Source organism: Thermoflexus sp. (genome assembly GCF_042408365.1).
Taxonomy (GTDB): domain Bacteria; phylum Chloroflexota; class Anaerolineae; order Thermoflexales; family Thermoflexaceae; genus Thermoflexus.
Genome location: NZ_JBHOQJ010000317.1, coordinates 1 through 2,323, shown reverse-complemented (window position 1 = coordinate 2,323; position 2,323 = coordinate 1). Strand labels below are relative to the sequence as shown.

Annotated in this window: 2 protein-coding genes; both read left to right on the top strand. The window is 66.4% G+C overall.

Going from position 1 to position 2,323, the window contains the following annotated elements; translation table 11 throughout:
* The first annotated feature begins 82 nt into the window (after positions 1-82).
* On the top strand, positions 83-1,117 hold the full coding sequence (locus ACFMO5_RS14605; RefSeq protein WP_376793484.1) for a branched-chain amino acid ABC transporter permease: 1,035 nt from the start codon (positions 83-85) through the stop codon (positions 1,115-1,117).
* 14 nt (positions 1,118-1,131) lie between these two features.
* A complete protein-coding gene (locus ACFMO5_RS14600; RefSeq protein ID WP_376793483.1) occupies positions 1,132-2,217 on the top strand; it encodes a branched-chain amino acid ABC transporter permease in 1,086 nt (361 codons plus the stop codon).
* The last annotated feature ends 106 nt before the right edge of the window (positions 2,218-2,323 follow it).

The window sequence follows — 2,323 nt, the reverse complement described above, 5'->3', positions numbered from 1 at the left end:
CCGGGCGCCTTTGGCGCCCGGCCCGCCCCTAAACCCTCAGGGGACCAAAACCAAATCGGGAAGAAGCATAAAGGAAACCCGCATGCTTCGAGGGTGGCGCTGGGAAGAGCGCGTTCGAACACGGGAGGAAGCGAGCCGCTGGGGGATCATCGGGGCGACCCTGGGGCTGGTCACGCTGTTGATCCTGCTGGGCCAGCAACACGGCTTCGGGGCCGTTGAGTATCTTCAGTTCGCCCTGGACGGATTGCGCGGGGGCAGCATCTACGCATTGGTCGCCCTGGGCTTCGTCCTGGTCTATCGGGTGATGGGGGTGATCAACTTCGCCCAGGGGGCTTTTGTGATGCTGGGCCCCATGCTGACGGTGTCCTTCTATGAGCAAGGATGGCCTCCCGCCCCGGGCCTCCGCCTCGCCCTCTCGGCGCTGCTGGCGATGGGGATGGTCGGGGCGCTGGGGATGATCATCGAACGGTTGACCTTATATCCAGCACGGCGCGCCTCCCCCCTGACCCGGATCATCATCACCGTTGGCGTTTACCTCGCCCTCCAGGGGGCAGCCCTCTTATTGTGGGGGCCCTATGCCAAGGTCCTGCCCTCCTTCACCAGCCTGGGATTGGTGGATCCCACGCTCCGCCTGGGAGGGCTGCGGATCAAGGCGCAGAGCCTCTGGATCTGGGGGACGTTGATCGCCACGATGCTCGCCCTCGGGCTGTTCTTCGGCCGCACGACCGTCGGCAAGGCGATGCGGGCCTGCGCGGTCAATCGCCTGGCCGCCCAGCTGATGGGCATCCGCGTGGATACCATGAGCGCATTCGCCTTCGGGATGGCCGCCATCCTCGGTGCGATGGGCGGGATCGTCCTGAGCCCAGCGACCCGGGTGACTTACGACATGGGGCTGGAGCTGGGGTTGAAGGGGTTCGTGGCGGCCATCATGGGCGGTCTGGTCAGCTTCCCAGGCGCCGTGCTGGGCGGCCTCCTGCTGGGCGCGCTGGAGAACCTATGGGCGGGGGTCACGATGGCCGGCTTCAAGGATCTCTTCGCCTTTGTGGTCCTGATCTTGGTCCTGCTGTTCCACCCCCGGGGGTTCGCCGGGGAGGAAGTTGAACCGGAGCGAGCTTGAACGAGGGGAACGAGATGCGGCGGATCGCTCTTCCCTCTCATGCCGTGGGGTTCGCCATCGGCCTCCCGCTGATCCTGGCGATCGGGGGGTTGGAGGCATTCCGCCCCATGGGCCTTTCCTTGCCCGCCCTCACCGGAGGCCTGCTGACTCTGGACACGATGATCCGCGTCGGCCTGTTCACGATCGTCCTGGTCGGGCTGAACCTCCTGATGGGATACGCCGGGCAGGTCTCCCTGGGGCAGGCCGCGTTTTATGGGATGGGGGCTTTCTTCTCCGCCATCCTAACGGTACGGGGCCACGCCCTGGGGATCCCGGCGGCAGTGACGGCGCGGTGGTGGTGGCCGTGGCTGGTGATGTTCAGCGGGGCCCTCTTGGTGGGCCTGGCAGCTTACGGGATCGGACGGCCGATCCTTCGGCTGCGGGGCCATTACCTGGCGATGGCCACCTTGAGCTTGGGGATCGTGGTTTACATCCTGCTCCGGGAGAACCTGGGGTTGCCCCATCTCAACCTGACCGGGGGGTTCGATGGGATCCAGGGGATCCCTCGGCTGCGGGTAGGGGGGATCACCCTCTGGCCCGCCTGGCGCTATTACTTCCTGGTCTGGCTGTTCGCCTTCGGTGCGATCGCCCTGGGCCTCCACGTGGTTCGCTCCCGGGTGGGCCGAGCGCTGCGGGCGATCCACGGCAGCGAGCTCGCCGCGGAGAGCATAGGGGTGGCGGTTCCCCATTATAAAGCCCAGGTCTTCGCCCTCAGCGCGGCGCTGGCCGCCCTGGCCGGAAGCCTCTACGCCCATTTCCAGACCACCGTGATCCCGGCGACCTTCGGGTTCGGTCCTTCTCTGGAGCTGGTGGTGATGTCCGCTGTAGGCGGCATGGCCAGCATCTGGGGGGCCCCGTTCGGGGCGCTGACGATCCTGCTGGTTCAGGAAGTGTTGCGCACCCAGCTGCATCGGGTCATCCCCAATGCCCAGGGGGAATTCGAAGCCATCGCCTTTGGGGCGATTTTGGTGCTGATTATGTTGTTCCTTCCGGAGGGCTTGACAGCGGGAGGGCTCCGCTGGCTCCGGAGCCATCCCCGCCTGCGCCCCGGATCGCGCTAAAACGGGTGGAGCGGCTTCCCCCTTTGTTTTTAAGGACACGCGGTGGGAGGGGTGAATGGCTCCACCCCGCTGGATCCCCCTCCCCACGGCCCGAAGAGCCGTGGGG